Genomic DNA, 23,174 nt, shown 5'->3' on the forward strand with positions numbered 1-23,174 from the left:
ATCCTATTAAGAGAACCTCTTATGCCTACCTCCACTAAAGCCTTACCGAAACGTCTAATTGAGATACCAGAGATGCGCCGTATTCAGCACCTGCATTTTGTGGGTATTGGCGGCTCTGGGATGTGCGGTATCGCAGAGGTAATGCACAATCAAGGTTATAGAGTCAGCGGCTCTGATATTAACGAGAGCCTAGTGACCAAGCGTTTGCAGGATATTGGTATAGATATTCATATCGGTCACGACTCCAAAAATATTGCCAATACTGATGTCATTGTAGTGTCATCGGCCATTGATCGTAGCAACCCTGAGATTGAGGCGGCGCTCAAAGCGCGTTTGCCCGTTGTACGCCGTGCTGATATGCTCGGCGAATTGATGCGTTATCGTCATGGCATTGCGGTTGCAGGTGCCCATGGTAAAACCACGACGACCAGTTTGCTGACTACGATGATGGCTGAGGGTAAGCTTGATCCCACTTATGTGATTGGTGGCAAGCTAAACGCCTCTGGTAAAAACGCGGCGCTTGGCAGTAGTCGTTATTTGATTGCTGAGGCTGATGAATCTGATGCCTCCTTTTTATCTTTGCATCCTATGGCTGCGATTGTGACTAATATCGATCAAGACCATATGGAGACTTATGGAAATAGCTTTGACAAATTAAAAGCGGCTTATATTCAGTTTTTACAAAACATGCCATTTTATGGTTTAGCAGTCGTTTGTGGTGATGATCCTGAGCTATACGCGATGATTGACGATATTGGACGTCCCGTATTAACCTTTGGTCTTGAGCCATTTAATGATGTACAAGCTGTTGATGTGGTGAGCGAAGGTACTAAAACTCACTTTACGGTACTGCGCCGCGACCGTGAACCTCTACGTTTAACCTTAAATATCCCAGGTATTCATAATGTTTACAATGCTTTGGCAGCTATTACTATGGCGACAGATGAGGGTGTAGATGACGAGGCTATCAAACGTGCGCTACAAAAGTTTGCAGGTGTTGGGCGCCGCTTTGAGCAGCACGAATCGGTGAGCATAGATGATGGTGATATATTATTGATTGACGATTATGGTCATCATCCAAAAGAAGTCGACGCGACTATTAAAGCTGCACGTCAAAGCTTTCCTGAGCGCCGTCTAGTCATGCTATTTCAGCCGCACCGCTACAGCCGTACTCGCGATTGTTATGACGATTTTGTCGAGGTATTGTCATCGGTCGATGAGTTGTTATTATTAGAGGTTTATTCAGCGGGAGAGGCACCGATTACAGGCGCTGATACTAAGTCACTTGCCCGTAGTATTCGTCTGCGCGGAATGGTTGAGCCTATGGTTGTAGATAAAAACAACTTAGCTCCTACTATGCAGCGTTTGTTAGCGGCTAACGACATGCTAATCACCCAAGGGGCTGGCAATATCGGTCAGATCGCTATCGAATTAGCTAGCAATAATTTATACCTTAACTAAGTGTTGAAAAAATATAAGCCACAAAAGAACATTAGGAATGCGCTTTATGAACAGTAACAATATTATTAATCCAGAATCTGCACTAAAGGCTGCAGATTTGGAGCAGCAAAATGAATCTAAAATGCCAAGTGAGTATAAACAAACTGACAAGCTTGATCCTAGCGTATTTGGCAGAGTTGCCGTAGTCTATGGTGGTAATAGTAATGAGCGTAGTGTCTCATTAGATAGCGGCGCTGCTGTATTACAAGCGCTACAAAATAAAGGCATTGATGCCACACATTTTGATCCCAAAGATCAAGACATTAGTGAAATACGGGACTACGATCGTGTGTTCAATGTATTGCATGGCCGCGGCGGTGAAGACGGTTTGTTACAAGGCGTGCTGCAGTGGCTTGATATACCGCAAACGGGTTCAGGCATTCTAGCATCAGCGCTAGGCATGGACAAAGTACGTACCAAGCAGCTGTGGCAAGGCTGCGGTTTATCAACGGCGCCGTTCTCATTACTAACAGCTGACACTGATTGGCAGCAAGTAGTCAATATGTTAGGCTTACCGCTCATTGTAAAACCCGTACATGAAGGCTCAAGCCTTGGTATGACTAAGGTTAATCATTTAGATGAATTGCCAGCAGCCTATGCTACAGCTGAGCAGTGCGGAGATGCAGTAATGGCTGAGCGCTGGATTACAGGGCGCGAATTTACTATAGTTGTTATAGATGATGAAGCTTATCCAGTTATTCGCCTAGAGCCTGCCGATATTACTAACTTCTATGATTTCGATGCCAAATATAACCGCAACGATACCAGTTACTACATTCCATGTGGCTTAAGTGCTAGTGATGAAAAACACCTGCAAGCATTGAGCTTAGCAGCTTTTCGAGCAGTTGATGCAAAAGGGTGGGGACGTATTGATGCCATGCAAGACAACAATGGAAACTTTTGGTTGCTTGAGATTAATACAGTACCTGGTATGACCAGTCATAGCTTAGTGCCTATGGCTGCTAAAGCACGCGGTATGGATTTTGATACTTTATGCTGGCATATATTGGCACAGACGCTATAAATGATAGAGCGCTAATATCGTAAAAGACAATTTTAGTCCTATTGTATTTAATGGTAGAAGCTTGAAAAAAGCATTAACTATGATTTATAAATATTAATAATCAATAGTTTTAGCATTATATTGCATAAAGCAGATATAATGTCTCCTGATTTTGTATCACCAGACCTGCTATAACACAGCTTCGTGTAAACTTGTGTAAAATCATTATCTACATTACGGGTTAGGCTATTGTTTACCAACAAAATACGTTAACATACTTTAACGATATATATTTAGTTTAAAAATAGTAGTTATGCAGCGCTAGAGTGCTTTTATTTAATCTATAATTTTTAGTAGAATATCAATAACTTAATTTATTTATAAATAATAAGGTATAGGGGCAAACGCAGTTATGGCTCAAACTGTCAATGAAGTCACTGACTTGATGAGTGATGAGGCCCGTCGTCCGAAAACTAGTTTACAATTACCCCCATCAGTGAAGTATTTCTTTATGGCTTTGGTGGTCGGGCTATTATTGCTGATACTGGTGATGGGGGGCAAAGCGTTACGTGAAGCGCCTCCTGCGGCAATACAAATTGATGCACAAGCTTTATCTAGCGCTCAATTTCAAGCTTTACAGCAAACTATGAGCCAGCAGCCAGTGAGTAGCTTTTTTACCAGCGATTTGCAAGCACTGCGCGATATTGCAATGGGTTTAGCATGGGTAGATCAGGTTAGTGTTACTCGTGATTGGCAGCGCGGCATTGTTATTAGCGCTCTACCTAAACAAGCTGTAGCCAAGTTTGGTACCGAGCGTTTGGTTGATGCCAAAGGTGCAGTTTTCGTGCCAGCTGATAGTCAAGAGCTAGTTCAGTCACAGTTTGTCACTTTACAAGGTGAGATCGCTCAAGCGCCAGTTATTATGCAGCAGATGCAGCAAATTAATAATTGGTATGCTCCTCTTGATATACAAGTTGAGGATATTATTTTGACGCCACGTATGACTTGGTTGTTACGTTTTGATAATGGTTTGCGCGTTATCGTTGATAACGAGAATACCGCGCAAAAGCTATTAAATCTGAGTCAGTTATTAAACAACCAGTTAAGCGAGCGTCGTAATGAGATACAGTCGGTAGATTTACGTTATAAAAACGGTTTTACCGTTGCTTGGAAAGCGCAAGAGCCACCAGTAACACCAGCGGCAAATCAGCCTACGATACAATAATAAGAGATAGTAAATTATTTCAAAGTAACGTTGATTTGATGATTCAATGGGGACGTCATATAGTTTCCGGTTTAGCGATAATTTGTTTGGTACCATGAAAAATACTGAAAACCTAGTTGTTGTCCATTTAAGTGCCACTGCAGTTTATGTCGTGATTGGCAGCGTTGTCTCTGCAAAAGACATTCGCATTATTGGTATTGGACAAGTTAAAAATAGTGACTTTTACCAAGGTCAAATCAAACACCGTGAACGTTTGCAAGGGGCGATAAGACAAGCTATTCAAGATGCTGAGGATACGGCAAACTGCCGTGTCCATAGCGTTTGGTTGACTTTGGCAACGCCTGAGTTATCAAGTAAAAACAGTATTGGTAATGTCGCAGTAGAAGAAGATACAGTACGTGCTAAAGACATGGTACAAGCATTGTCTAATGCTAAATCACAAGATCTGCCCTCTGATTATTACTTAATGCATTGTTGTCAACAAGGTATTTATGTCGATGATCAAGAAGCTATGGTCGATGATGCTATTGAGATGATTGCAAAAAACATCACCGTTATGTATCACATGATGATGATGCCGGTCTCTAGCCGTCAAAATATTCAAAAATTGCTGCAAGGCTGTGATGTTGGTATTGATCATATCGTTTTTGATGCGGTGACTAGTGCCGAATACAGTTTAATGAGTGAAGAGCGCGAACAAGGAGTGTGCCTGGTAGATATAGGGGCAAGTACGACAAGTATTTGTGTTTATAAAGAAAACAAGCTCATCTTTACTCATTGTATTGCTAGTGGCAGTCATGAAGTCACTATGGATATCTCAGCAGACATTGGTATCTCGATGATAGAAGCTGAGAAGCTCAAAAAATCTCATGGTACCGTTGATGTCAATAGTATGGATCCAAGCTCATTTTTCATTGTCAAACCACAAGGTTCATCTGATGAGATTAATGTTAGTTTATATAATTTAGCAAGAATCATAGAAGCACGTTATGTACAGATATTCACTGAAGTTGTGCGCCAACTACACGATGCCGATCTATTAGGCTATATCGATCGAGGTATTGTACTTACTGGTGGTGGTAGTAGTATAAAAGGTATGATACCTTTTGCCAAAAGACTACTTAAGATGCCGGTTGTATTGTCTAACATGCATCCTGCTATTAGTGCTTATAATCACTTTGGTAATGAAGAGTCGTTTAAGCAGCTAAATTTACAGATTAACGATCGCGCCTACCATACCGCGTTTGGTACCTTGTTATATAGCCAAAGCGAGCAGTTTCGTCATAGTGAGCAAAGTGAACCTGATGCGCTAAAGCATGGCCGTTTAAAAGGCACTTTTCAAAACGTTGGCCAGCGCTTTACTAATGTACTCAAAAAGATACTGTAATAAAAGCTACATTAAAATAGCTATTAGCAAATGTTTTAATAGAGCTTCTTGTTATGTTAATTTTTATACAGAGGCTTTTTATTATAGATACCTTTTAATTCTATGATCTAATTGTGTTATAAATAACGCAAATTATTTAGGTAGTGATTAACATCCATTTGATAAATTTAAGCTTTATTTTATTTTTACACATTTATATATAGTAAGTTGATAGTTCTTTATATAAGTACGTTATCACGTATAAGTTATGACGCTATCTGCAACTGGAGAATTCTTTTTATGTCAAAATATACCATGCCAGACGATAACCAATCTCAGAGTAACGGACAAGCTCGCTTTACTGTATTTGGGGTGGGCGGCGGTGGCGGTAATGCGGTCGAACATATGGTACAGCAAGGAATTAAAGGTGTGACATTCATCTGTGCCAACACTGACAGACAAGCTCTTGATCGTTTAACTGTTCCTCATAAATTGCAATTAGGTGCCAAAAGTAATCGCGGCTTGGGTGCAGGCGCTAATCCAGAGGTTGGTCGTGAAGCCGCTGAGAGTGAAGAAGAAGCCATTCGTACTTTGCTCGAAAACTCTGATATGGTGTTTATTACAGCTGGGATGGGCGGTGGTACTGGTACCGGAGCTGCGCCTGTTATTGCGCGCATCGCTAAAGAGATGGAAGTACTTACAGTTGCTGTAGTAACTACACCATTTAAGTTCGAAGGCGGCAAACGTAATAAATCTGCTAAAGCAGGTATTGAGCAGTTAACAAATTTCGTTGATTCTATTATTACTATTCCTAATGATAAACTCATGAGTGTATACGGTAATATTTCAATGAAAGATGCTTTCAAAAAAGCCGATGATGTACTACTGCATGCAGTGCAAGGCATTGCTGAAACTATTGCTCGCTCAGGTCTTGTCAACATTGACTTTAATGACATTCGTACAGCGATGACTGCAAAAGGTCATGCTATGATGGGTGTTGGCCGTGCTAGCGGTGATGATAGAGCGCGTCAAGCCACTGAAAAAGCTATTAAATCACCGTTACTTGATGATCTATGTCTAGAAAACGCTAAAGGTCTATTGGTCAACGTTATTTCTTCTGAAACTTTATCTTTGGACGAATTTAGTCAGATAAGTGAGATCGTCGAGGGTATTACGGATACTGATGAAGCCAATATTTTCTATGGCTCAGTAGTGGACGAGGAGATGGGAGACGATCTGCATGTTACCGTCATTGCTACCGGTTTGACCTTAGATGAAAAAGCAGGCGAGGAGGCAAAAGCCAAGCAGCCCGTCCCGTCAGTAACTAGTACTCAGCCTGTAGATCCTAATTTACATACTAGTGCTTTGAGCAGTCAAAAACACTCACAAAAACAGACTTATCAAGATAGCATGACACGTTCTACGTCACCTCAAGATCAGCCGCAAACTAAAACTAACAGTATTCAAGATTACTTAAAGCGTCAACAAAACAAATAGTTAAAGCTTTTTAAGTTACGCTTATATTAATATACTGTATATTTTTGATATATTATTTATTGACTACACACACAAAAGGACCAGTGCTAAAGCGCTGGTTTTTTTATGTATGTTTGACAAACTACGAATTGAATCTACTGAAAATGGTACGAACGCATTCTAATATATAGTTTGTAAGGTTGTATTTTGTATTTCACAAATTGTTATAAGAAGTATATTTTATCGAAAAATCATTAATGATAAAATAAATAAATCATAGCCATTGATAATTTACTGCTTCTCAACTATAGCGTATTAAGGTCAGCTAATGGTACACTACGTTAATTGTAACAAAATATGTGAGAAGCGACCATGAATCAACGAACTATAGATAAAATGATAGCTATCACAGGTATCGGTCTACATAGTGGCCAGCCTGTTGATTTGGAGTTTCATCCACAACCTATTAATACTGGTATAGTCTTTGAGCGCTCAGATATTGTGGGTAGTGAACCTATTCCAGCCAGTGCTTTTCTAGTGCAAGATACTATGATGTCATCGAATCTGGTTTTTGGCGGTACGCGAGTAGGTACTGTTGAACATTTACTAAGTGCGGTGGCTGGTCTTGGTATTGATAATTTACTAGTACGAGTATCAGCAAGTGAAATCCCCATTATGGATGGTAGCGCTGCACCTTTTGTAGGGTTATTACTGCAAGCAGGTTTTTGTGAACAAGAAGCTGCAAAGAAGTTTTTACGAGTTATACGACCAGTACGAGTTAAGGTTGATGATAAATGGGCAGAGTTGCGTCCTTATGAAGGGTTTGAGCTAAATTTTGAAATTGACTTTGATCATCCAGCCTTTGATAAAGATTTTCAGCATGCCCAGTTTTGTTTCTCGACGCAAAACTTTATTGAGCAGCTAAGTGAAGCGCGGACTTTTGGATTTTTAAAAGATATTGAGACGCTACGCAGCAATAACTTGGCCTTAGGTGGCAGCATGGATAATGCTATTGTTATTGACGACGCCCGTATAATAAATACAGAAGGATTGCGTTTTGCTGATGAGTTTGTTCGGCACAAAATATTAGATGCCTTAGGTGATTTATATCTGATTGGATATCCTATATTAGGTCGTTTTAATGCCTATAAATCTGGTCATGCTCTGAATAATATGTTGGTACGAGAGATATTGTCTGACGAAAGTAATTTTGAAATTGTAACTTTTAATGACAATGTAACTTGTCCTATTGAATATTTACCTCTAACAGGCCTAACAGTTGAAGGATAAGTACAGAGTTATACACAAAGCTTGGCAACATTTACGTAAGGTTACAAAAGTCTAGAATTATAGATTACTAGTATTAACTATAGTGATAAGTGCAGCTTTTATTCGTTTTAGTAGATACGCTACAGGCTATAGAATGTAAAAGTTTTGAGCCACAATAAAATCATCTAGTTATTAAATCCATAATATGGAGTTAGTAATCAGGTGATTTTTTTTATTTATAAATTTAATAAACAATACGACAATAATTCATTTTCTCTATTGCTTATTACACAATGTTACATTGTAATGTAGGCTTTTTTTATCTGTCAATGAGTCTTAACAGTGCTTTTTTGAGGTTTTTATCAGTGGTGACATGTTCTGCAGCCTGTGCTATAGTCTGCTTTGTGTTTTGGCTAAGAGCTTTATCTGTATTGGCTTGAGGACTGTTCGAATTGCTATGTTGCAGTGTCGAATGATCATTAGATAAGTTATTTTTAGTAGTAAGGCTCGACACCACGACATGGATTTCCTTGAGTTGTTGAAATGTAATCGACTGTTTTTTTAGTACTTGTAGGTAAGCGTTTTGTAAGTAGCGGATGTGATTGGCTGCTGTAGTTGAGGTTACACTCAGCACCAAACGTTCAGGAGTAAAACCCACTACCCAACAGGTAGCTAATATTTCTTCAGGTAAGCAGTCTACTAATAGTACTTTTACTTCGTTGGTCGTTTTTATATATAGATGCATGTTGTCAGCCAAAGTCTGCGGTAGAGCGCTACCAGCAAAAGCTTGATGATCAATAAGTTTGGCAAGTCGATTGGGCTGTTTTTTTGACAATGTGTTTACTCATCAATTAGGTGATAAAAACGTCAGCTGCTGTGATAGAAAAACCAATATTATTGAGATTTTATCACGATTTATTAGTAGTCATCTTTTCTTAAATTATTTAATGCATTGTCATGGATGGCAAGCGATATTGTATTAACAACGGGTAGTAAATTTATGAAACAGGCTTTATTAATTTTGTCAGTACTGGGAATGGGCATAGCACAAACGAGTGGTGCTGTCGAAACGACCTTTCAGCCAAATAATACCTTGAGTCATACCATCACAAATATCTCAGTATCTAGAAACTTCGGCTCTACCAGTAATACTTATAGCACCAACAATACTATTAACAACAGTAGTTATGGTTCTACTAAAAACATTTATAGTACCAATAGCGGTGCATACGTTTCTAGTAACGATGAAATTAGCCAAGCCATTGACAACCTAAGCGCTCATGCCAAACAAAAAGAATATCAGTTAGCAACGCTTACTAGCCGTCTATCTTATGAACGCCAACAGCAAGCTAGTAAGGTTCCAGATCGCTATTCAGCGCCCGCTATCGCTGCTGTACGTGCGACGCAAGCAGCCTTATCTAGAAGCTCTGGTTACTGCGCTCGCTATGTGCGTAAAGCGCTACAAGCAGCGGGTTACGAGTTTACACCTAACCCTTCAGCTTACCAGTATGCCTCTCGCGGCACTCTTGCCAATGCAGGATTTACTAAAATTAGTAATGATACCCCGCCACAAATCGGTGATGTAGTGGTCTACGATCGCTCACCAGGTCGTCCACACGGTCATATTCAAATTTTTGATGGATCAATTTGGGTTTCAGATTTTCGTCAAAACAGTATTAGTCCTTATAGTGGGGTTCATAGCTATACGACTTGGCGTGATTCGCAGTACGTTGATGATGCATCTGATCGTGGTATCTATCTTGCGATGGCAGAATAACTGCTCTTGTGTAAATAGTGAGCTCAAGCATTTCTTATAAATCCAATCTACTCTTCTAACTCAATAATGGTTGAACTACCGTTATTGAGTTTTTTGTGTTTGCTGTTTGTTTTTATGAGCGTGTCTGCGTTCTAAAGTGAAAGTATTAGCAAAACGACTTTTTAAAAGTAATGTTTTGATATTATGTCGTTATGCAATGCTTTTAGTAGTGAGTTACTTTATTACGATCAAAATGTGTCCAGTACTGGCGTTGGTGAAAGTCAGGAGGTATAGCGTGATTAGGGGCAAAATACAAGAGAGTATCGTTAAACCGTAGAACAGCACAAGGATGCAGCATAATGATGTCAGTGCTATTAAAAGGCCTATTGTTTTTAATAAATAAGTTAGGCGGTAGTTGGTCTAAAGGGATACCAAAACTGCGTTTATAAAGATAACACGGTACAAAAGTCATTAGCGCTAATCTGGCAATAGAGTCTGCTGACAAAGTAGGATAAGAGCGTAGCTGCGCTGTTGATAGAATTAACGGTGTTATTAAATCATCGGCCCAATTAATATAAGCTTGCTCTTTTGTGTTAGCCTGTATCAAAGGCATAGGCGGCAAGCAAGAAGGCTTACGATAGTCATTAAACTGATACAGCGCATAGCTGCCGCTTGGACTGGCATTGATCTCGATATAAGCTGTTTGAGAGGTATGATTATTTTTTACGGTAGGACCAGATATAAAGCACTCAAGACAGGTTTGTTCCCACAAATAATCAGTGAAAACAACTTGCTGCTGCTGCCAAGCGGGCCAGTTGAGCTGTGCAGCTAGAGTAGCATTGGGTAGTTGTATATAAAAGGTGAGCCATAACTGCGGCTTGGGATGTTGGATCAATTTTGCATGAACTTTGATACAAATTTGCTCTAGCTGCTGTGGATCTACATCTAATTGCTGCGCATCTAGCGTTAAAGTATTAGTAGCCAGCTGTAGGTTGAAGTATTGACCCATAGTGATTATTCATAATAAGTGACTGATAAACAACGGCTCGTAAACCATTTATCATTTATGTTGAAGTTTTTGATACTACTAATTATTAAAACCATAAAATATACAAGCCGCTGGTATGTAAATACGGCGGCTTATATAAATGACCAACTTGGTTTATGATCTTAGTAAATTCATTTAGCTTGATAGTATGTTTGATATTAAGAACAGATGATATCTATTCAGCGTGACGTACTAAGTTTGATAGTTTAGGGTTAGCATTTGGGTTTTGGCGTAACAGTAGTACCATACGACCAATAGTATGAATCACGTTAGCATTAGCTGTAGTGGCAAGCTCAGTACTGACCAAATCGCGATCATGTTTGCTACCAGCGGGCAGCTTTACTTTGATTAATTCATGATCCGTTAAAGCGCGGTCGATCTCTTCGGTAATCGCAGGTGTGACCCCGTTATTACCAATCATAACGATGGGTTTGAGCTCATGACCAATACCTTTTAAGCGTTTGATTGTAGCGTTATCGAGTTGCATAAAGTTCCTAAGTACTAATAAAAAAATAAAAGATGGTGCTACTTTAACTAGTCACTACCACATAAGTAACCGCTATAGAAGTAACTGGCTATAAAACCTAAGACGATAGTATTAAAGAAGTTAATATCTATTATAAATAATCTATAGCCGTCTTGCATGAAATCAGCAGTATTTTGCACAGTGAAAATGTTAAACTGAATGTCTTATACATTATAAACGCTACTGGCACACAAAGCTGCTAAATCAGTTATCATTTTAGCAGTTAAGAACATCGAATTATGATCTATTTGCGATTTATAGAATGATAGGAGCAGAATCTTTGGCCACACGTATCGAAAATAAGAAACTATCAAAAAGTAGCCGTGCTTGGATGAAAGAACATATCGACGATTATTACGTAAAACAGGCGCAAAAAGACGGTTATCGCGCCCGCGCTGCTTATAAATTGCTTGAGATTAACGAGAAAACCAACCTTATCACTAAAGGTATGACCGTAGTTGATTTGGGTAGTGCGCCTGGTAGTTGGTCGCAAGTAGCAAGTGAGTTAGTAGGGGAGAATGGTACCATTATCGCATCCGATATTTTAGCTATGGATGCTTTAGCAGATGTAATTTTTATTCAAGGTGATTTCCGTGAGGCTGAGGTTTTTGATACTATTATGACTCAGGTTGGCACGCAGCAAGTAGATGTTGTACTCTCTGATATGGCGCCCAATACTGCAGGTAATAGCGCTGTTGATCAGCCGCGAATGATGTACTTATGTGAGCTTGCTGTGGACTTTGCTTTAGCCACTTTGCCTAAAGGCGGTGCGCTAATTATGAAGGTATTTCAAGGTGAGGGCACACAAGAATTACGTAAACAGATGCAGCTTGATTTTAGTAAGATTCGTAGTATAAAGCCTGCAGCGTCACGGCCACGCTCAAAAGAGATGTTTTGGGTGGCGATAAAATAAGTTGTTATTTCAATGGCTTGCCCCTATTATAAATAGTGCTGCTAACATCTTGAATCATGCTTGAGGCAACGTAAAAACCGCTACAATTGCTAACTGAATAAACTCAGCTTTTGCTTGAATTGTACGGGTTAAAACCACATATCATAATATATTAGCTTTGTTTTATTTCAAGCAAAGTCGTCTGTTGGTAGATGGTTATTTCTGCTTTTAGCTTTACTATTTTTAGCCGCAAGCATGAGAAGTAGGCCACTTATATAGTGGACAAATCATATATCTATAGGCGTCACGTGTCGAATTGACACACCAATAAGTAAGGGATGGGAAAACTTGTGAGCGACATGGTAAAAAATACCTTATTGTGGCTGGTGGTAATCGGCGTTTTGGTGCTGGTGTTTAGCGGCTTTGATCAATCATCAGAGCCAGATAGCATTAACTATTCTGAATTTGTGACTGCAGTGTCGGAAAATCAGGTAGCCAGTGTCGAAATTGACGGTGAGCAAATTACCGGCGAGAAAAAGAATGGTTCAACGTTTGAGACCATTAGACCTGCTGTGGCTGACGAACAGCTACTGCCGCTACTGCGTGAAAACCAAGTTGATGTTGAGGGCACAGCTCCTAAACGTCAAAGTGTATTAATGCAACTACTGATTGCCAGCTTCCCAATTTTGCTGATTATTGGTCTGTTTTTATTCTTTATGCGTAATATGCAGGGCGGTGCTGGTGGTAAAGGTGGTGGTCCTATGAGCTTTGGTAAGTCAAAAGCTAAGATGCTTACCGAAGATCAAATTACTGTAAACTTTGAAGATGTAGCTGGCTGCGAAGAGGCCAAAGAAGAAGTTGTAGAAGTAGTTGAATTCTTGCGTGATCCTGACAAATTTACTAAGCTTGGGGCGATGATTCCACGCGGTATATTGATGGTAGGCCCGCCAGGTACTGGTAAAACGCTATTAGCGAGAGCTATTGCTGGTGAAGCTAAAGTGCCTTTCTTTTCGATATCAGGTTCTGACTTCGTTGAGATGTTTGTTGGTGTTGGTGCCTCACGCGTTCGTGATATGTTTGAACAAGCCAAAAAGAGCGCGCCTTGTATCATCTTTATTGATGAGATTGATGCGGTCGGTCGTCATCGCGGTTCAGGCATGGGCGGCGGTAATGATGAGCGCGAGCAGACGCTTAACCAATTACTAGTAGAGATGGATGGTTTTGAAGGTAATGAAGGGGTTATCGTCATTGCAGCAACCAACCGTGCTGACGTTCTTGATAAAGCGCTATTGCGTCCAGGTCGTTTTGACCGTCAGGTACAAGTTGGCTTGCCAGATATTAAAGGTCGTGAGCAAATCTTAAAAGTGCATTTGAGAAAACTGCCTAATACTATCGGCGTGGATGCCAATGCCCTTGCTCGTGGTACCCCTGGTTTCAGTGGTGCACAGCTTGCTAACCTTGTTAACGAGGCAGCGTTGTTTGCGGCGCGTCGTAATAAGCGTAGTGTGGATATGAACGACTTTGAAGATGCTAAAGATAAGCTCTATATGGGTCCTGAACGCAAATCTATGGTTATTCGTGAAGAAGAGCGCCGTGCGACAGCTTATCATGAGTCAGGCCATGCGCTAGTTGCCGAGCTACTGCCAGGTACGGATCCGGTGCATAAAGTGACTATTATGCCACGCGGCTTTGCCCTTGGTGTTACCTGGCAGCTACCAGAGCATGATCAAACTAGCATGTACAAGTCTAAAATGCTCAATGACATCGCTATCTTGTTCGGTGGCCGTATTGCTGAAGAGGTCTTTATTAATCAGATGTCAACGGGTGCGTCCAATGACTTTGAGCGCGCGACTAAAATGGCACGTGCTATGGTGACCAAGTATGGTATGTCTGATGCGCTTGGTATTATGGTCTATGAAGATGATGATCAGCAAGGCTACTTTGGTGGTGGCGGCCGTACTATCTCGGAGGCCACGCAGCAAAAGGTAGATGAAGAGGTGCGCCGTATGCTTGAGGAGCAATATGATATCGCTCGCGAGCTTATCGAAGGCAACCAAGATAAGATGCATGCCATGGTTGATGCTTTAATGAAGTGGGAAACGATTGATCGTGATCAATTGCAAGATATTTTAGCTGGAGAAGAGCCTCGTCCACCTAGAGTCTATCAGCCTAATGAAGTTAACTTATCGAAAGATAATATTAAACCAAATGCTCCTACACCGCCGCCATTACCAGCGATGTAAGAAAGACATAAGCTATACGTTATTAAAAAGTCCTTTTTGATAAAGGACTTTTTTTATGGCTGTATATTTATTATTTTAACTGCACTATAAAGGCATAGCTTTACTGTTATTATGGCTGATAGTAAAGCGATGAACTCGACTCTACCGCTGCATTCTTTAGTTCTACTTTTCAATATACTTTACAACGGATAAAGGTATGTCACTGTTTAACCCTCTACCTGCTTACACTATTAATAGTCGCGGCAAAATATTAGATCTATCACAGCCACATATCATGGGTATCTTGAATGTGACCCCTGACTCCTTTTCAGATGGAGGAGAGTTTAATAGTATCGATAAAGCAGTTACGCATTGTCAGCAGATGTTAGCAGCAGGAGCAACGATTATTGATATTGGTGGCGAATCTACTCGTCCCAATGCGAATACCGTTGCGACTGAAGAGGAGATCCGGCGCGTAGTACCCATTGTCAAAGCTATTCGAGAAAAATGTGGCAGTGCTATTTGGCTATCTATTGATACTAGCAGTCCTAGGGTTATGCAAATGGCTTTTGAAGCTGGAGCTGACATATGGAACGACGTTCGCGCCCTTAAACGTACAGGCGCCGCTGTGATGGCCGCTAAGCTTGATATACCAATCATGCTAATGCATATGCGCGGTGAGCCTACTACAATGAGTAGTTTGGCTCAATACGATGATGTGATAGGTGAGGTTAGTAAGGAGCTGACTGCCCGTATTGAGGAAGTAGTAGAGCTTGGTGTTAAACATGATAAAATCATTATTGATCCAGGTTTTGGTTTTGCCAAAAACTATGAGCATCACCGCGCGCTGTTAACACAGCTTGATAAGTTGCAGGCATTGAAGCTACCATTGATGTTTGGTATTTCGCGTAAACGCTTTTTAGCTGAGGTATTAACTAAAAGCGATGTAGCTACTGTGGCTACTACGCAAGCTTTTGAGCGTGACGCTATAGGAGCAGCAGCTGGACTATTTGCATTGCAACAAGGCGCGAGTATTATTCGTACGCATAACGTGGCTATGATGCAGCAGGCAGTAGCATTATGGAGCCAGCTGTCAGCTTATGAGCACAACAAAAACCATGCATAAATATTGAAGTAGTTTTAATTTTTTATCGCTTTATAGTTTTAACAACTTAATTTTCATTAATAAGGTTATCTTATGACCTCTATGACCACTCAACCCGAACCAACCAATGAGCAACGTCGTATTATTTATCAAGCACGGCGCGGACTAAAGGAGCTGGATTTTTATATTGATCCTTATGTCAAGGAGCTGTATTTGACAGCTTCGCCCGCTGAGCAAGAAACCTTTGCGCAAATGCTTACTTATGAAGATCCAGATCTATTAGATTATTTTACCAATCAAAACCGTCCAGAAGATGAAGCCATGTGGGTTTTGGTCAATAAAATTAAAACGTGGCGTCATGCAAAAGATAAACTATAAACATTTGGCACTCTTACATGCTTGATAATGCTGAAAATATAATGCAAGCATCGCTACGTATAGATGCAACTATTGATCCTATTAGCTACTTGCGCGTGTTGTTATATATTGGACTGGCCGGGATAATAGGAGTACTAGCATGGCTTGCTGAATTACTATTATGGCAATATTTAATAGTATTAATTATTAGCTTAGCTGTAGCTACTTATCTCGCATTATCACGACCAAAGCTGTCGCATTTGAGTCAGCCGCCCTTGGGTAAACTAATAGATCAAGAATGGCAGCTGCTTATGCGTACAGGTCGCGGCGATGAGCTATGGTTAGCTAATCTTGATAAAGTACAGCGCTATCAATGGCTACTAGCTTTTGAATTCACTACTTCTGAGCCTTTTATACGGCGATTAACCGTCATCATCTATCGCGATCAAGTAAACTTTGAAGAGTGGCGGCAGCTAAACATTTTAGCCAATATAATAGGCCCAAAACTTATTTGAATAACGCTTCATATAAACTAACTTAAAATAACCTTTACTAAATTTATGACGATAAGATAGATATTTATTCCAGTAATAAAGTAAAGAAGTCCTACAGGCTATAACAAAACAGCGATTCATATCAACTTAAGGGTTTGTTATATTGAGTGTTGACATGAGTTATATTTTTAAACGTTATCAGTTATAAAATTAATATAAGGAAGCTATTATGAGTTTATTAGGGAATTTGGTATCACAAGTCGCGCGCAGTGCCATGGATCCAGAAGACGCTCAGCGTAACCCAGTCAATCAGCGTATGACTCCGCGCCGTACTGGCGGATTGGGTGACATTTTGGGTAGTGTGCTTGGCGGCAATAGTAATCAAGCCCGTGATTATAATCCGCAGCGCTATGAGCGTCAGACTGATAATAATTTTGGCTTAGATGATATTCTAGGCGGTTTGACGGGTGGAGGTCAGCGCGGTGGCATGACCTCTAGCTCTGGTGGCCTTGGGGACATCCTAGGTAGTGTGCTTGGCGGAGGACAGCGTAGCCGAGGCGGCTTTGGCGGTGGTAAAGGGATGCTTGTAGCGGCACTGCTACCTATGGTACTAAGCTGGATTCAGCGTAACGGCGGCTTGAGTGGCGCGCTATCGAAAATTACAGGTATGGGCTATGACAATCAAGCTCGCTCTTGGCTGAGTAACAATGAAGATAATGACAACCTTGATCCCAATGAGGTCAACCGCTTGTTTGATGAAAATGAGATTCAGCAAGTAGCTGCACAAACGGGTGCCAATGATACAGAAGTTCGTCAAGGATTAGCTGAATTATTACCTGAGGTTATGAATCAATTGACGCCCAATGGTAATTTGGATAATGAGAATGAGGCCAATCAAGAGATTGATCAAATTGTCAGTCAATTATCTAGCCGTTTGGGATCATTGAAATAATGAGCAAGTAAATAGTTATTTAATTAAAGAGTACGTTTTATAACGTACTCTTTTTTTGTGCTTATAGACTTGTATACGCAAAAAATAGGCTTTAGTAGCAATAGGATTTTTAAAGGCAGATGGGTTAATAATTTTAATCCTTAGTGTACTTATGGTTTTGTTAAGAATAGTGAAAATAAAGGCAGCGATGACCTAATCGTATTATGATAACCACACAAGCCAGCTATTTGCATTCGATGATATAAAGATAAAAAGAGGTATCAGTCATGCCGTTTAAACCTATTCCTGCTGCAATTGCGATCATCGTTGGTTTAGTTATTTGGTTTGTTATTCCTGTACCTGCAGGCGTTACTCCTGATGCTTGGCATATGCTAGCGCTATTTATAGGCACTATTGTGGCTATCATTGGTAAGGTTTTACCTATTGGTGCTATCGCTATTATCGCTGTAACCTTAGTCGCTCTGACCGGAGTAACTAACGATAGTCCCTCAGGAGCCATAAGCGATGCCTTATCAAGCTTTTCCAGTCCGCTCATTTGGCTGATTGGTATTGCCGTTATGATCTCACGCGGTCTTATCAAAACTGGTCTAGGTCGCCGTATTGCTTATTATTTTATCTCTATCTTTGGAAAAAAGACCATTGGGGTGGCTTATTCTCTAACCGCAGCTGAGCTTATGATTGCACCCATTACTCCCTCAAATACCGCTCGTGGCGGTGGTATTATTCATCCTATTATGCTCTCTATCGCACAAAGCTTTCACTCCACTCCAGAGGAGGGCACGCAAAATAAGATTGGTCGTTATTTGGCGATGGTGAACTACCATGCCAACCCCATTACCTCAGGGATGTTTATTACCGCGACTGCGCCCAACCCTTTAGTAGTAGATTTAGTCAATAAAGCCACGGGTGGCGACATTCAGCTGTCGTGGACCACTTGGGCGGTAGCTATGTTTGTACCCGGTATCCTGTGCTTAGCATTGATGCCGTTAGTCATTTACCTGATCTATCCACCTGAATTAAAAGCTACGCCCGATGCCAAGACCTTTGCAATTGATAACTTGGAGGAGATGGGGAAAGTTAATACTCAAGAAAAAATCATGCTTGGGGTCTTTGCGCTACTACTCATACTGTGGGCCAATATACCGGCGCTTATATTTGGTGAAGCGTTTGGTGTTGATGCAACAACCACAGCATTTATCGGTCTTTCAGCTTTGATACTCACTGGCGTATTGACCTGGGATGATGTGCTCAAAGAAAAATCTGCTTGGGATACCATCGTTTGGTTTGGTGTTCTGATTATGATGGCCTCTTTTTTAAACGAGCTGGGTCTTATCAGCTGGTTCTCTAGTAACATCGAATCTATGATCGGCACGACAGGTGTCGGTTGGATGGGCGCAGTAGCTATTCTGACTTTAGTTTATCTCTACATTCATTACTTCTTTGCCAGTACTACAGCGCATATTACTGCCTTGTTTGCTTCTTTTTATGCCGTAGGTTTGAGTCTAGGCGCGCCGCCTATGTTATATGCTCTAATTCTAGCCGCAGCAGGTAATATTATGATGACTTTGACTCATTATGCTACGGGTACGGCACCGGTTATCTTTAACTCAAACTATATTACTCTAAAAGAGTGGTGGGGTATTGGTGCGATAATGAGTGTGGTGAACTTAGTTGTTTGGATAGGAGCCGGACTACTTTGGTGGAAGCTGCTGGGTTACTATTGATATCTGATGACTATATAGCATAGCCTTTAGTAGTTTTATTATTACTACAGAAATAAAGAAAAGTCCAAAGCACAAAGAAGCGCTATTAAAAGCGCTCATCTAATGTATCTAGCGTATAGTTGAGCGCGGCAAAACAGATATCACTCTTAAAACCACGATATTGCAAAAATCGCAGTTGCCGCGCTTTCTCTTTGGGTTCGGTTGGAATACTATCGCCATATTTTTTAGTGCGAGCCTCAACTGCCAGTCGCAACCAGTCAACTCCATCGACTAAGCTGTTCTCATCACCCGCTACAAACTCGCTGAATTCATCAGACTCGTTATTTGCCATATCAATGAGTTCATCAATGTTACTTGGCATGGCTATTTTTTTCTTATAAAACTCTTGCTTAATACGCTCACGGCCACGTCCTTTACGGATATTTTCGCGAATAAGCATCAAGGTTGTTCGGTAATCACTTTGGTAGCCTTTATCGCTAAATTCATCAAGCAGAGCATCGATTTTGTCTGGGTCTTGCTCTTTATCGATAAGCTTTTGTTTAAGCTCAGCTTTGCCATATTCACGGCGTGACAAATAGTAAAATGCCAGCCAGCGTAAACGGCTTTCCGCTTTTATAGCATCGATTTCAGCTTGTTTTTGCTCAGGTGTACGCAAGTAGGCTTTGAGCGCTGATGGTAAGTTGTCGGTTTCAGTTTGCCGCTCAGAGCTATTCGTTTGTTCGTCATTAGTAGCCTGATTATGAACATCACGTTTAACTTCAGCCAATATCTCTTGAATACTTTGGGCTTCAGGAGCTTGGTAGGTAGGTATATCTTTCGACTCAGGCTCAAAGCTCGCCGCAGGATGGAAGCGTTTTTTACGTTTTTTGGACTTGGATGAGTTAGATTTGGATGGTTTTTCAGAGAGATGAGCAGAAGAAGGAGTACTGTCACTGCTCTTGCTTGAATACTCAGAAGCTGTGTTTAATTTTTTAGTAAGTTGTTTTTTATTAGAGTATTTTGATGATGTATCAGTTACTGACTTTTTAGAGGAATGTGTGTTAGACAAGGGTTTTGTTGGTTTAAAATCAGCAGTACTGGCTGAATCAGTGTCTGATTCAGCCAGTATTTCAGCTAAGGTTTTAATCTTCATAACAGTTAATCATTAAATACTATTAATAAGAGTTACTGCACAGAAGCGGTATCTGTCTCTAACGCAGGTTCGTCGTCAGTCTCAGTCTCAGCTTCTGCTGCCACTGGGCGATCACTTGCTACGCCTAGTTTTTCGGCCCGAATCTTAGCTTCGATCTCTTCAGCAATTTGCGGATTCTCTTTTAAGAAAAGCACCGAATTGGCTTTACCTTGACCAATTTTCTCATCGCCATAGCTATACCAAGAGCCTGCTTTACTCACAGCGCCGATCTCGACCCCTAAATCAATAACTTCGGCTAAATGATTGGTGCCTTCACCATAAGTAATCTCAAATTCTGCTTGACGAAATGGCGGTGCCATCTTGTTTTTGATAACCTTGACTCGGGTTTGGTTACCGATAATTTCATCACCATTTTTGACTGCGCCAATGCGGCGAATATCCATACGAACAGAGGCGTAGAATTTAAGTGCATTACCACCAGTAGTAGTTTCTGGGCTACCAAACATGACCCCGATTTTCATACGAATCTGGTTAATAAACACTACCATACAGTTGGAGCGTTTAGCATTACCTGTGATCTTACGCAGGGCTTGGCTCATCAAGCGTGCTTGTAGACCCATATGCGAGTCGCCCATCTCACCTTCAATCTCAGCGCGAGGCGTCAAAGCAGCAACAGAGTCAATAACAATCATATCGACAGCGCCTGAGCGCACTAACATATCAGTAATCTCAAGGGCTTGCTCGCCGTTATCAGGCTGAGATACCAGTAGATCATCGGTATTGACACCAAGTTTGCGCGCATAAACAGGATCTAGGGCATGCTCAGCGTCAATAAAGGCACAAGTACCGCCTTGCTTTTGACACTCTGCAATAGCTTGTAGGGTCATCGTCGTTTTACCTGAGCTCTCTGGACCATATATCTCAACGATACGGCCTTTGGGCAGACCGCCAATACCGAGTGCGATATCTAGGCCTAAGGAGCCTGTGGAAACTACTTCTGCATCTAGTACAGCTGAGTCATCACCTAAATGCATAATGGTGTTCTTACCGAACTGCTTCTCAATTTGACCCAATGCCGCTTTGAGTGCTTTAGCTTTATTGTCGTCCATAATGGAGTCCTTTTATAAATAATCGAAAATCTGTAGCCGTTATCAAGCCGTAGACAAACCACTGGTCGTGACCTATATACCTTAACGCTCATAACGCTATCATAAACAATCTTTGCTCATACCTTCTCAAATAAAACATTCTCTTTACTATACAGTAAAACACATAAGCTATAGAACTAAAATAAAGTTTAGTGTAGTAAGCAGATAATTATTTAAATTTATTATTAAGGAAGGTAATTTGATAAGCTTATTATAACAAAATATAAGTGCTATAGCAGAGTTTAAGAGAGGCCATACGACAATAGATGTCGTATGCTATAAAGAAATATTGGTTCATATTTAGTGATGAAAACCTAACTAAAAGTCACTTATCTAAACCACTGTCAATTGATTTTGTCAAGTGTGAGTTCAGGTTATCCACAGCAAATTACAGCGATTGAAATTAAGCTCGTGAAACATAGGCCAGAGTAAAAAATATTTTAAATTAATTATTAAAAAGTTAATTTTGCTTTTGTATCAATGTAAGTATTTGATTTTAATACAAATAAAAAACGTATAAAAAGTAACCAATTTTACCTAAGCCATTAGCGTACCAAGGAAAAAACCTGTCAAGTAGAGAGTTATCCACATACTTATCCACAGTTTATGTGGAAAACTCACTAGACCCTTATGCTACCGATGTTTGCGCTGACACCAAAAGTTGTGAATAGACGCGAGGCTATTTTATAAGGTCTATCTAGCAGCTCGACTCTACTGAAAAATGGTTTTGGCAAACCATGTTTCACGCATTATAATTAAATTTTATAAAGTGTAGCTTTTTAAATAATATAGATTAACTAACTTTATCGTTGGCAAAAAATGGACAGTACGACGATTCTTAATAATTAAACGCTAGTATCTAATTATGTCATACGATAAAAAAGCGGCTGTATCTATCAGCCGCTCTACATAGTTATAAGAATAAAGACAACATTTTATAGGTTAGTCTTTAATATATATCAAATCCCAAACACCATGACCACGCTCTAGTCCGCGCCGCTCAAATTTAGTCATAGGACGAAAATCTGGGCGCGGAGTGAAGTTGCCATGCCCTGCTTGATTGGTTAGTCCATTAATATCGTCTAATACCTCAAGCATCCAAAAAGCGTAATGTTCCCAATCAGTGGCAGTATGAAACCAGCCGCCTTGTTTTAGGCAACGCGTCACAATAGCCATACGCTCGGGACTAACAAAGCGGCGTTTATAATGACGCTTTTTTTGCCAAGGATCAGGGAAGTAAAGCTGAATACGGTCGATATGATTTTCAGGTAACTGCTTGAGCAGTTGAATGGCATCCCCATTGATAATCTTGATATTAGTCAAATTTTGGGTGCCTGCCATATAAGCGCATTTGCCAATGCCAGGCTCATGGACTTCTACACCGACAAAGTTACGGGTAGGATCAGCCACTGCCATCTCTATTAGTGAGTCACCAAGCCCAAAGCCAATCTCAAGAGTCAGGGGGGCCGCGCTACCATTATGAGTATCAGTGAATAATGCTCGTAGGTTGCAGATGGCATCAAGCTTGCCATCGCCATAGCTATTATTGACCAAATACTGCGCAAATTCTGGATCAGTTAATGCTTGCTCGGCGTTTTTGTTCATATGAGTGCGGCGCTTCATAAACGTATTGACGATACGCTGATGTTTGCTATTGGTAGTTGGCTCAGTCGCTACGGTTTTGCTATCAAACTGGTCAGTATTAGCCGTATCGCTAACAGAGCTGTCGGTATTAGAATGTTCATTCATAGGAGCAAAAGATCTTAATTAAATGGCGAATATAAGCGCATTATAAGTTAAATCCGCTTGAGTGTGAACGTACAAACCTATTTTAACGTGGCTAATATCGGTCATATTGTTATTATATGACTATATTGTTATATAGCTATGTTGTCGTACTAGCCTAGCTGTCAGTTTTGCCTTTATTATAGTCCAATGCCTATTTGTTGCATCGTTATTGAGCTTCATCAGTAAAGCTA

At 40.6% G+C, this 23,174-nt stretch carries 20 protein-coding genes; 14 read left to right on the forward strand and 6 right to left on the reverse strand.

The genetic code is table 11. The features are described 5' to 3' along the window. The first annotated feature begins 21 nt into the window (after positions 1 to 21). From murC to lpxC, 6 genes are all read left to right on the forward strand, one after another. Entirely contained in the window at positions 22 to 1,461 is a 1,440-nt protein-coding gene (gene murC, locus ACR63N_RS02555) for a UDP-N-acetylmuramate--L-alanine ligase (protein WP_367105623.1), read from the forward strand. Positions 1,462 to 1,582: 121 nt separating this feature from the next. Further along, a complete protein-coding gene (locus tag ACR63N_RS02560) occupies positions 1,583 to 2,524 on the forward strand; it encodes a D-alanine--D-alanine ligase (RefSeq protein ID WP_367105678.1) in 942 nt (313 codons plus the stop codon). Between the two features lie 391 nt (positions 2,525 to 2,915). After that, entirely contained in the window at positions 2,916 to 3,728 is an 813-nt protein-coding gene (locus ACR63N_RS02565) for a cell division protein FtsQ/DivIB (RefSeq protein WP_367105624.1), read from the forward strand. A 94-nt stretch (positions 3,729 to 3,822) separates the two neighbouring features. After that, positions 3,823 to 5,115 (forward strand): cell division protein FtsA, encoded by a 1,293-nt coding sequence (gene ftsA, locus ACR63N_RS02570; protein WP_367105625.1) that lies wholly within the window; start codon positions 3,823 to 3,825, stop codon positions 5,113 to 5,115. Between the two features lie 279 nt (positions 5,116 to 5,394). Then, positions 5,395 to 6,591: a cell division protein FtsZ gene (gene ftsZ / locus ACR63N_RS02575; protein WP_367105626.1), complete on the forward strand. Its 1,197-nt coding sequence runs from the start codon at positions 5,395 to 5,397 to the stop codon at positions 6,589 to 6,591. 351 nt (positions 6,592 to 6,942) lie between these two features. After that, positions 6,943 to 7,860, forward strand: a complete 918-nt coding sequence (gene lpxC, locus ACR63N_RS02580) for a UDP-3-O-acyl-N-acetylglucosamine deacetylase (RefSeq protein ID WP_367105627.1) — start codon at positions 6,943 to 6,945, stop codon at positions 7,858 to 7,860. Between the two features lie 298 nt (positions 7,861 to 8,158). Here the strand turns inward: lpxC and ACR63N_RS02585 are convergent, their stop codons facing one another. Next, on the reverse strand, positions 8,159 to 8,674 hold the full coding sequence (locus ACR63N_RS02585; protein ID WP_367106308.1) for a hypothetical protein: 516 nt from the start codon (positions 8,672 to 8,674) through the stop codon (positions 8,159 to 8,161). 165 nt (positions 8,675 to 8,839) lie between these two features. Between ACR63N_RS02585 and ACR63N_RS02590 the strand changes: the two genes are divergently transcribed. Next, positions 8,840 to 9,616, forward strand: a complete 777-nt coding sequence (locus tag ACR63N_RS02590; protein ID WP_367105679.1) for a CHAP domain-containing protein — start codon at positions 8,840 to 8,842, stop codon at positions 9,614 to 9,616. A gap of 202 nt (positions 9,617 to 9,818) precedes the next feature. On the opposite strand, the gene ACR63N_RS02595 is transcribed toward ACR63N_RS02590, so the two are convergent. After that, positions 9,819 to 10,604, reverse strand: a complete 786-nt coding sequence (locus ACR63N_RS02595; RefSeq protein ID WP_367105629.1) for a DOMON domain-containing protein — start codon at positions 10,602 to 10,604, stop codon at positions 9,819 to 9,821. A 214-nt stretch (positions 10,605 to 10,818) separates the two neighbouring features. Continuing rightward, complete coding sequence (locus ACR63N_RS02600) at positions 10,819 to 11,130, reverse strand: YhbY family RNA-binding protein (protein ID WP_367105630.1); 312 nt, start codon at positions 11,128 to 11,130, stop codon at positions 10,819 to 10,821. A gap of 319 nt (positions 11,131 to 11,449) precedes the next feature. Here ACR63N_RS02600 and ACR63N_RS02605 point away from each other — a divergent pair, with 319 nt between their 5' ends. The 7 genes from ACR63N_RS02605 to ACR63N_RS02635 all read left to right on the forward strand — a co-directional run bounded on the left by ACR63N_RS02605 (position 11,450) and on the right by ACR63N_RS02635 (position 18,915). Further along, positions 11,450 to 12,082 (forward strand): RlmE family RNA methyltransferase, encoded by a 633-nt coding sequence (locus tag ACR63N_RS02605; protein WP_367105631.1) that lies wholly within the window; start codon positions 11,450 to 11,452, stop codon positions 12,080 to 12,082. A gap of 329 nt (positions 12,083 to 12,411) precedes the next feature. Next, the gene (ftsH, locus tag ACR63N_RS02610) at positions 12,412 to 14,304 is read left to right on the forward strand and encodes an ATP-dependent zinc metalloprotease FtsH (protein WP_367105632.1); all 1,893 of its coding nucleotides are present in this window, start codon (positions 12,412 to 12,414) and stop codon (positions 14,302 to 14,304) included. Between the two features lie 196 nt (positions 14,305 to 14,500). After that, positions 14,501 to 15,409: a dihydropteroate synthase gene (gene folP, locus ACR63N_RS02615; protein WP_367105633.1), complete on the forward strand. Its 909-nt coding sequence runs from the start codon at positions 14,501 to 14,503 to the stop codon at positions 15,407 to 15,409. 81 nt (positions 15,410 to 15,490) lie between these two features. Continuing rightward, entirely contained in the window at positions 15,491 to 15,766 is a 276-nt protein-coding gene (locus ACR63N_RS02620) for an FAD assembly factor SdhE (protein WP_367105680.1), read from the forward strand. Between the two features lie 17 nt (positions 15,767 to 15,783). Continuing rightward, positions 15,784 to 16,260, forward strand: coding sequence for a hypothetical protein (locus tag ACR63N_RS02625; protein WP_367105634.1), 477 nt, complete (start codon positions 15,784 to 15,786; stop codon positions 16,258 to 16,260). Positions 16,261 to 16,468: 208 nt separating this feature from the next. Then, positions 16,469 to 17,191: a YidB family protein gene (locus tag ACR63N_RS02630; RefSeq protein ID WP_472782415.1), complete on the forward strand. Its 723-nt coding sequence runs from the start codon at positions 16,469 to 16,471 to the stop codon at positions 17,189 to 17,191. Positions 17,192 to 17,457: 266 nt separating this feature from the next. Next, the gene (locus ACR63N_RS02635; protein ID WP_367105636.1) at positions 17,458 to 18,915 is read left to right on the forward strand and encodes an anion permease; all 1,458 of its coding nucleotides are present in this window, start codon (positions 17,458 to 17,460) and stop codon (positions 18,913 to 18,915) included. A gap of 85 nt (positions 18,916 to 19,000) precedes the next feature. Here ACR63N_RS02635 and ACR63N_RS02640 read toward each other — a convergent pair whose 3' ends face one another. The 3 genes from ACR63N_RS02640 to trmB form a co-directional block, all read right to left on the reverse strand. Next, positions 19,001 to 20,047 (reverse strand): regulatory protein RecX, encoded by a 1,047-nt coding sequence (locus ACR63N_RS02640; protein WP_367108886.1) that lies wholly within the window; start codon positions 20,045 to 20,047, stop codon positions 19,001 to 19,003. A gap of 32 nt (positions 20,048 to 20,079) precedes the next feature. Next, positions 20,080 to 21,156 carry a recombinase RecA gene (gene recA, locus ACR63N_RS02645; RefSeq protein WP_472782416.1) on the reverse strand — a complete coding sequence of 359 codons (1,077 nt, stop codon included), beginning with the start codon at positions 21,154 to 21,156 and terminating at the stop codon, positions 20,080 to 20,082. A 981-nt stretch (positions 21,157 to 22,137) separates the two neighbouring features. Continuing rightward, positions 22,138 to 22,944, reverse strand: coding sequence for a tRNA (guanosine(46)-N7)-methyltransferase TrmB (trmB, locus tag ACR63N_RS02650; RefSeq protein WP_367105639.1), 807 nt, complete (start codon positions 22,942 to 22,944; stop codon positions 22,138 to 22,140). Positions 22,945 to 23,174: the final 230 nt, after the last annotated feature.

It is taken from the genome of Psychrobacter sp. M4 (assembly GCF_055699795.1).

Bases quoted from the DNA above. Each gene is read 5' to 3' on its own strand.
- ACR63N_RS02595 (WP_367105629.1), bottom strand. From the start codon at position 10,604: ATGGGTCAATACTTCAACCTACAGCTGGCTACTAATACTTTAACGCTA.
- folP (WP_367105633.1), top strand. From the start codon at position 14,501: ATGTCACTGTTTAACCCTCTACCTGCTTACACTATTAATAGTCGCGGC.
- ftsA (WP_367105625.1), top strand. From the start codon at position 3,823: ATGAAAAATACTGAAAACCTAGTTGTTGTCCATTTAAGTGCCACTGCA.
- ACR63N_RS02630 (WP_472782415.1), top strand. From the start codon at position 16,469: ATGAGTTTATTAGGGAATTTGGTATCACAAGTCGCGCGCAGTGCCATG.
- lpxC (WP_367105627.1), top strand. From the start codon at position 6,943: ATGAATCAACGAACTATAGATAAAATGATAGCTATCACAGGTATCGGT.
- ACR63N_RS02565 (WP_367105624.1), top strand. From the start codon at position 2,916: ATGGCTCAAACTGTCAATGAAGTCACTGACTTGATGAGTGATGAGGCC.
- ACR63N_RS02590 (WP_367105679.1), top strand. From the start codon at position 8,840: ATGAAACAGGCTTTATTAATTTTGTCAGTACTGGGAATGGGCATAGCA.
- recA (WP_472782416.1), bottom strand. From the start codon at position 21,156: ATGGACGACAATAAAGCTAAAGCACTCAAAGCGGCATTGGGTCAAATT.
- ACR63N_RS02625 (WP_367105634.1), top strand. From the start codon at position 15,784: ATGCTTGATAATGCTGAAAATATAATGCAAGCATCGCTACGTATAGAT.
- ACR63N_RS02620 (WP_367105680.1), top strand. From the start codon at position 15,491: ATGACCACTCAACCCGAACCAACCAATGAGCAACGTCGTATTATTTAT.
- ACR63N_RS02560 (WP_367105678.1), top strand. From the start codon at position 1,583: ATGCCAAGTGAGTATAAACAAACTGACAAGCTTGATCCTAGCGTATTT.
- ACR63N_RS02600 (WP_367105630.1), bottom strand. From the start codon at position 11,130: ATGCAACTCGATAACGCTACAATCAAACGCTTAAAAGGTATTGGTCAT.
- murC (WP_367105623.1), top strand. From the start codon at position 22: ATGCCTACCTCCACTAAAGCCTTACCGAAACGTCTAATTGAGATACCA.
- ACR63N_RS02640 (WP_367108886.1), bottom strand. From the start codon at position 20,047: ATGAAGATTAAAACCTTAGCTGAAATACTGGCTGAATCAGACACTGAT.
- ACR63N_RS02635 (WP_367105636.1), top strand. From the start codon at position 17,458: ATGCCGTTTAAACCTATTCCTGCTGCAATTGCGATCATCGTTGGTTTA.
- ftsZ (WP_367105626.1), top strand. From the start codon at position 5,395: ATGTCAAAATATACCATGCCAGACGATAACCAATCTCAGAGTAACGGA.
- trmB (WP_367105639.1), bottom strand. From the start codon at position 22,944: ATGAATGAACATTCTAATACCGACAGCTCTGTTAGCGATACGGCTAAT.